Annotated in this window: 5 protein-coding genes; 1 reads left to right on the forward strand and 4 read right to left on the reverse strand. The window is 63.8% G+C overall.

Annotated features, from left to right (window positions below):
* Nucleotides 1-2: 2 nt before the first annotated feature.
* The 4 genes from NKI73_RS15730 to NKI73_RS15745 form a co-directional block, all read right to left on the reverse strand.
* Nucleotides 3-1,970, reverse strand: a complete 1,968-nt coding sequence (locus NKI73_RS15730) for an AAA family ATPase (RefSeq protein ID WP_352631163.1) — start codon at nt 1,968-1,970, stop codon at nt 3-5.
* A 166-nt stretch (nt 1,971-2,136) separates the two neighbouring features.
* Nucleotides 2,137-2,781, reverse strand: a complete 645-nt coding sequence (locus tag NKI73_RS15735) for a hypothetical protein (protein ID WP_352631165.1) — start codon at nt 2,779-2,781, stop codon at nt 2,137-2,139.
* A gap of 23 nt (nt 2,782-2,804) precedes the next feature.
* On the reverse strand, nt 2,805-5,768 hold the full coding sequence (locus tag NKI73_RS15740; RefSeq protein ID WP_352631167.1) for an HsdM family class I SAM-dependent methyltransferase: 2,964 nt from the start codon (nt 5,766-5,768) through the stop codon (nt 2,805-2,807).
* A complete protein-coding gene (locus tag NKI73_RS15745; protein ID WP_352631169.1) occupies nt 5,765-6,235 on the reverse strand; it encodes a hypothetical protein in 471 nt (156 codons plus the stop codon). The genes NKI73_RS15740 and NKI73_RS15745 overlap by 4 nt, the downstream gene beginning before the upstream one ends.
* A 615-nt stretch (nt 6,236-6,850) precedes the next feature.
* Between NKI73_RS15745 and NKI73_RS15750 the strand changes: the two genes are divergently transcribed.
* Nucleotides 6,851-7,240 (forward strand): hypothetical protein, encoded by a 390-nt coding sequence (locus NKI73_RS15750; protein ID WP_352631171.1) that lies wholly within the window; start codon nt 6,851-6,853, stop codon nt 7,238-7,240.
* Nucleotides 7,241-7,446: the final 206 nt, after the last annotated feature.

Below are 7,446 nucleotides of genomic sequence, written 5' to 3' on the forward strand. Positions count from 1 at the left end.
GGTCAGGCACCCGCGGGAGGCGGCGGGGTAAGTCGAGCGACAATTGAGATCAGGAGTGCGCGCAGTTCTTCGGGAGCGGCGGCTGCGAGGGCAGCCGGGTCTTGTGCACTCAACACCCGAACGTGGGTGCTGGGCTTGCCGCGCCCCAGGAACAGATAGCGATACCAGCGCATCAAAACGTCCTGGTCGGCAGCGTACAGGTGAGGCAGGCCGTCGTCGCCGAGAACCGCCGTGCGCGGCTCCCCTGCAGGCGAGGGCCCCTGGCGGCCGGGTTCGACGATCTGATAGGCGAGCGGGAGAGCCTTCAGCATCGAATAGTCGAGGTCGAGGGGCGTGCAGAAGAAGACGTTGAACTGGCGCAGCCACTGCACCCACTGCGTGATGTGCGCAAAATTCGGTGGCGGCAGAGCGTCAAAGGTCGCCAGGTTGGCAGCCGGACCCTGTGGGTTGAGATGCTGTCCGAAAATGGCCTGAGGCGTGACGTTGTTTGCGAGCAATTGCGTACAGGCCGTCTTGATACGCCCCCATCCGCCACCGGCTCGGCCCCAGTCGAGATCCAGCAGCGTCGCGTAGGGAATGTCGAGATCGGTCAGCAGTCGCCAGAGGTGATTCACATGGCGACCGCCCAACGGAACGACCGCGACGAAGGATCGATCGATGTCGAGGCCCATCGCTTCGGCGAGGCGGGGAAGAACGACCTCCTCGGACGCACCTTCCCCCAACACGACGAAGCGCGCGAAATAGAGTTCGGGATAGGTCCGCACTGCCTCGCGGATGAATTTCGATGCCTCTTCCTCGCCAACGGGGAGGTTGATCGGGCGGATGCGGGCCGTTCGATCGTGCGGATCGAGCCGGAAGTGCCGGACCTGGGTCGGATCCACCCAGGCGAGGATGCTTGGGGAATGGCTGGAGACAACGGCCTGCGCCTGCGGCGACTTCGTCAGGTCCTGTATCTGCCGGACGATGCGGGAGAGATAGAAGGGAGCGAGATTGTTCTCGGGCTCTTCGATCGCGATGAGCGTGAGCGCCGGTAACGGTACGCCGCCGGCCTGGAAACCGGCCCCAGCAGGATCGGCGACGATCCCGGCTTCAACGTCCAGTGTCGCCGCGGTCATCCCCAAATGGAAGAGCGACCGCTGGCCGTCGCTCAGGTCATCGAGGGCTCGCTCCCGGCCGACCTCGTCGGGGCGGAAGACCACCTCTACCTTCCGGATGAAATGCTCAAAACGCAGGTCGAGCGGGCGGAAGACCGGCGTCGTGTCGGTCCCGGCTGTGTAAACTTCCTGCCACCGCCGCGTCACCGCTGCGGCAATCACATCGACGGCCGGCTCCCCGGCGAAAGCGCCGTTCAAGGCGGCGCCGGCGTTTGTGAACGTGTCGCGGACTCCCTGCGACCAGTTGATGGCGCGCCAGAGCCTGCCGCGCAGAAAGGCCGTCACCTGGGAGGCGCCGTCCCGCGTCGCAGGCACGTAGATCATTTGGATCCGCGCCCGGTCGGCCGCTTTCAACTCGGTGCAATCAGCGTCGGTGAACGCCCCGAAAGTCCGGACCGCCCAGTATTTCTGCTCAATCGCACCATCGAGCGAACCGTCATCGGTCCAAGTCGCTTCGAGACGCAGGCGGCATTTCAGCTTGCCCGCCTCGTCAGCGGCCATCTGGTGGAAGAATTCCGGAATTGCCGCGCCGCCGGCGCCGTCGGCGTCCAGTTCCGGAAAGGCAATGATTGCCTCTAGGACGAAGTTTCGCTGGAGCGGTGCGACAAGCTCGGTGGAAGGGACATGGAAATCTTGGCGCCGTAGGCGTCGCTGATCGCCGGTCACGCCGAAGAGGCGCTGCAGGGCCTGCATCAGGGCCGTCTTCCCCGCACCATTGACGCCGACAAACGTGGTGAGGCCGGAGGTGAGGTCGACGCTTGTCGCTTCAGGTCCGAAGCAGCGGAAATTCGTCAGACTGAGCCGCTCAATAAACATGTTTCCGCCTCCCCTTATCGGCGGCTCATCGCGTCAAGTTTCCCTTGATCAGCAGCCGCCCCCTTCCATGATCTCGTCACCTATACTTCATGGATCAGTATAAATCGCGCTTGGGGCAAAACTTCTGATAAAATCGCGATCAATTGGCGATAGCCAAGACTACGACTTAGGATCCGGCGGTCAGCTCGAGCAAAGCGTGGTGGATCGCGATGGCTGGTCGCTCAACCGTTCTGGCATGTTCGGATCGCCAGAATGCCGGATGTTCGACGACTGGAGAAAGCAAGATCTGTTCGTCGGCCCGCTTCACGCGCCCCAAATACGCGTTTACGCCCGCCGCTGCCGACTGCGCATCGCCGCCGAGCAGATACCCCGCCATGAAGCCGGAGGCATGGTTTTCGGCGTATTTGCCCGAACGGAACCGATCGACGCCTTCGACCACATACTCCCGGCAAAGGTAGGTGTCGCTTCCATCCAGGCGCTTGCACTCGATGATCGCGTGAGGATCGTGCTCAGCGTGGCGCAGGAAAACTTCCACGACATACAGGGGAATGTCTGTTCGACCGTCGGGTGTCATGACATTGGGGGTGGAGCGCGACTCCATGCCGAGCGCCACGATGAAGGACTTGCCCCACGCCAGCGTTCCGGACGTCAGAGCCTGGCGCATGCCGTCTCGCAGCCGCTCGGTCATGACGACCTCGCCCTCTAAGGCCGTCTCCCCATCTATGGCCGCCAAAGCCCAGCCCTCCCGCACCGTCACCAGGATCGCGGCGACCACCTCATCGGCTAGGGCGATGTATTCGCGCCCGACCACGCCTTGGGACTCATGGGGGATCCTCAATGTCGGTGGCCCGCAAAGCTCTCGGCGATCACCGCGTCTGCGTCCTCCAGCGCCACGCTCTCCAGCCAGTGGCGACGAGCCGCGGGCTTGATGATCACGACCTCGTTGCGGCCATGGACCCGCAGTTCGCGCTGACCGGTGAGTGCGCTGGCGAGAGGCACCTTCATCCGGTCCTCAAGCCGTCCGAACACCGCCGCGAGACTTCCGTCGGGCGAGACGATCTCGACCTCCGGGGCCTTGGCGCCGTCCTCCAGGACGAACCGGACGATCCGCATCGCATCCGTGCCACGCAGGTCGAACACTTCCGCACGAACGCTGCGCTGGCGACGGGCCGCAAGCCATCGGTCCAGCACCGCCGAGAACGTTCGGGCATAGGCCGCGACACCCTCGTGCGCGCCCGCCGGGGTCATGGAGTCGGAAAGGCCCGCGCTCCATTGCCATCCCGCCTTGAGGAGCCCGTCTCGCACCACTATCCGGTCGTCGGCGTCGAGGCCGTAAAGGTCGAAGACGGCGTCGTCCAGCGCGACCAAGTCGGGTGGCGTCGGGGCCTGGGATCGGAATTGCTGCTCAAGCGCGTAGATCTCTCCACCGGCATCAGAACCAGCAATCAGGGTGAGATCCGGCGTGGGCAGTAGCGCCACGTCCTGTCGGAAGAGCCGCCGTTTGTAGAGGCCGAACTCTCCGGCGGTCATGAGGAAGAACCAAGCCGCCAAGGCCGAGCCCAAGACTCCGGCGAGGATATGGGCCGCTTCGCGGTGCGACGGAGGGAAGGGCGCGCCGAAGAAGGCTTCGGAGAAGACGAGGTCGCGATCGGCGACCGCGGTCAACGGCCTCGGCTCCCCGGGCAGAAACTCCTTCACCAGCAGCAGGGGTGCCTTGTAGAGCGCCCGATCGCGCGGCCACTGCGCGGCCGTTAGCCCGAACGAGGGGAGATCGTCGGGCACCGCGAAGGGCTGCAGGTCGTCCTTCTGCAGATAGTCGAGAGCAGCCAGGGAAGCCGCGTCGCGGTTCCGATTCTCGGGTTTGCCCAGGATGAGGCCGTCGCCCAGGACGGTTCCAAGATCCCGCAGCCGATCGCCAAGCGGCCGATGCCCGTCGGTGAGATCGTCAACAAGGCGCAGGTCCCTGCGTCGGCCGAAAGCCGCTGTCTTGAGGCGGGTCGGCCGCGCTTCCCAGTCGTCCAGCGAAAGGCGGACGATATCGCTGGGCGCGATTTCGAAGGTGTGGGAACGCGGCCCTGCGGGCGACCACGGCACCTGGACGATGGTCAGGGTCTCGGTTGGCTGGGGCCGATGCCGAGCGAACAGGACCACGGCCGGCATGGCTGCGCCCTCGAACAGCCAGGATCGCAAGTTCGACAGATTGACGAGCGTCACCGGGCCCAGGGCTCGGACCACGTGGCGCGCCGCCGCTGCGCCGGTCTTACTGGCGCTGAAGAAGGGGGTGGCGCTCAGGACCATGCCAAACCGCGTTTGCGCGTTCGCGAATTCCGCTGCCCGCATCAGGAAGTCGAGACCCACGCCCCGCGGCTGGGCGGGAAGGGTCTGCCCGCCCTTGCGGCGGTCGGCCGTGCCGGCCTTGCCCTTGAAGCTCCAGGGCGGGTTGCCGACGATGACGTCGAATGATTTTAGGCCGTCTTCTTCGAGGAGATGTTCGGTCGCGGCCTCTGTCTGCTCAATGGTTCGGGCGTCGCCCACGAACAGGGTCCGGCCGATCAGCGGTTCGAATGTCAGCCCTTCCGGAGGCTGCGGATCGGGGTCGAGCTCCAAGGCCGCCAAATAGAGGCTGAAAGCGGCGACGCGGATGGCAGCTTCGCTGATGTCGACCCCGTAGACCTGGGTGTAGAGCACCTTGCGGATGGCCGCCCTCGTCATCGGCGTCCTCAGGCCCTTTAGATGGATCAACCGCCGAAACGCCTCGACAAGAAAGACGCCGGATCCGCACGTCAGGTCGAGCACGGTCTGCTCGCCGTCGAGGCCGTCCATGACCTCATCAAGGATCAGGGAGACCACAGGCAGGCGGGTGTAGTAGACGCCTGCGCGGGTGGCCTCCGTCGATCGAGCGCGTCCCGCCACGGGCGCGGCGCCGGAATGGGCGAACTGTTCGTAGATCGAGCTGATCAGCTCTACCGGGATGACGTCGAACTGATACGGAAAGAAGGTGGTCTGGCCGCTGACCGGATCGACGGCGTCCAGAAAGTTCGCGACCCGAGAGAGATGCGCAGGCGCGGGCGGCGCCGCCGACGAGGGCGGAAACATGTCACCGTTGAAGGTCTTGGACAGCCACTTGAACAGTTGGCTGGTGGCTTGCCGGTCGCGGAGCGCGGCCGACAGACGCGTCGTCCCGCACAAACTGTGCAGCCGTTCGGCGGTGATGATGTCGCGATCAAGCAGATACTGGGTGAAGATCGCCCGGCCGATCAGCGCCTGAGCCTCGTCCCGGACGAGGTTCGCCGACACCAGGTCCCGTTCCAGAACGGCGAGATCCGAGAGCAGTTGCTGGTCGACCGCAGTCTTGCGATCCACCTGTTTCGTCTTGGTCCAGAACTGCCCGGTCTCCATGGCGAAACGGCCGGCGAGCGCGTCGAGCTCCTCCAGTCCGGATGCGATCGTAAGGAAGGTTGCGAGACGGTTCTGGGCCGGATCGGCCTCCGGCCGGGGGCGACCGAAGCCGTTATAGAGATCGATGCGATCCGGCGACACGATCCAGAGTAGGGGCGCGAACCCCTCATTCCAGATCTCCTGACGCCAAGCGGCCAAATCGGCGTCGGCCGGCGGGCTCGAAGTGAACTTGAAATAGACCGTCAGAGAGGACTGGCCACGCCACAGAGCGTCGGGCGTGAAGGATCGGCCTCGCCGGCCCAAGCGAGCTTCCTCACCCAGCAGAACGCCCGGCGCAGCTTCGCCGTCGGCCATGTAGCCGGTCGCTGACAGGATTTGACGAAGCGCCGCGTCAGTCATCGGCCCGCCTTCACCATCTGGGGCGCGAAGGGCAACGCCGCCTGAAGCGACGCGGGCGCGAGCGGCATTACTCTCTGGCTCAAATCGTGGATGAGCTGAGCGCAGGGGACGACGAAGGTCGGGTCCTTAAGTGGCTTGGCTCCAAGGTCCGCGCCGGGCACCAAGCGGGCTGTCTGAGCGTCAATCAGAGCGACCGAGCCCTCAAGATCAGAGGGACGGGTTTCTGACAGGGCGCGAAACAGCGCGTCCATACTGTCACCGATATCGCTGATGCGAACGTGGAAGTCCCCGGTGATCCGCCGCGTGATCGCCAATCCGAGAATGTCTGCGAAGGTAAAACGGGCCGCTTTGCCCGGCTTGGCGGCGAGATAGCTCACTGCCTTGCGCCATGCACGCACCTCGCCCGGCGAGACGCCGGCGAGATCGCGCGCTTGCTCCTGGGTAAATTGAATCGTTTGCAGCGACATGGATACTTGTCGCAGACGACAGGAAAATGTGCAAGATTAAACGCTCAACGCCGCAGACCATCGATCGAATCCCTCGCACTTGATGGATCCATCAGGGAGTGAACCTAGGGGCACCACGTCGTGAGCGGACCAGGCAAGCTGCCTGATGGCCTGGTCTCAGAACGGCAGCTTACTGACGGGCGTTTCCTATAACCAGACGGTCCGAATACGGCCCCAAATGCTGCCGGTCGGCAATGCGCCTCGAGGGTGCTGGCCGGGCACGGCCAGCAGGGCGAGACAAGATCGCCCGGCCCTCCGGAGCATCGTCAGTGGGAGCGGGATGGGGAACCCCGGGGCGGCCACAGGCAAGCGAAGCCGAAGAGTCTAGCATCGTCATCCACCAGCAGAAAAACTCGTTCGAAACCTTCCATGCAAGGAGGCCTTCCGCTAGGTTCACAGCCAACGTGTCGGTAAGTTTCTGCTGCTATCATTCGTCCGCATATGTGTATCAAAATGCCCTCTATCCCCGCTGTCGATAACGCAGACTGGCCTCGTGCTCTCGCGGCGGCAAACGCGTGGCGTGGACGCTGTCTCGATATATTTGCTCGAAGCGAAGCAGCCGTTAGCGATACGCTTTTGGTGCTGGCGAATGTTTCGGAGCGGGGCATCGTCGTGAAACTGCCCCATCTGGTCGGCCAGAGATTCGAGGAGTTGGCAAACTTGATCGGACCAGCCGGAGCTTTCGCTTTGGAGGGCAAGGCATCCACAGTAGCATTGTCGACCTTCCGTGCCCATGAGAGCCTGCGCGCGTCGCTGTGTCACGGTGTCGGCAAAATTGTACTCGACCAACAAGGGGGTTGGTTGCTCGTGTTGCGGACACTTGCGTTCCGATCAAAGCAGCCGCAACGCACGGTTCTTGTTATTGAAGAGAACGAAGCCGAAGGATTGGTAAAATCGCTCCAAGCCGCTGGGCAGCGACTCCGCTCAGAATTAGGAAACCTGCGGCATACCCTGAGCCCGACCTGATCCTCCAGCGGAAAAGGTACCTGTTCAGTTCTGCCAGCCCCGGCAAGGCATCGGAGAGCCGACGGCTTCCCCGATAGATCTTTCTCTGTGAAGTATGCATCGAAAGCTGACGGGAAGCATCCGTGAAGAGTTTCGGGCGCCGGCAGGCGTACGAAAGTCCCCGAGGAAGGAACCCGTGGGCCACAGGCGATGGTTATGGGGATTTC

This window comes from Mesorhizobium sp. M0496, assembly GCF_040321205.1.
Classification (GTDB): Bacteria; Pseudomonadota; Alphaproteobacteria; order Rhizobiales; family Rhizobiaceae; genus Mesorhizobium.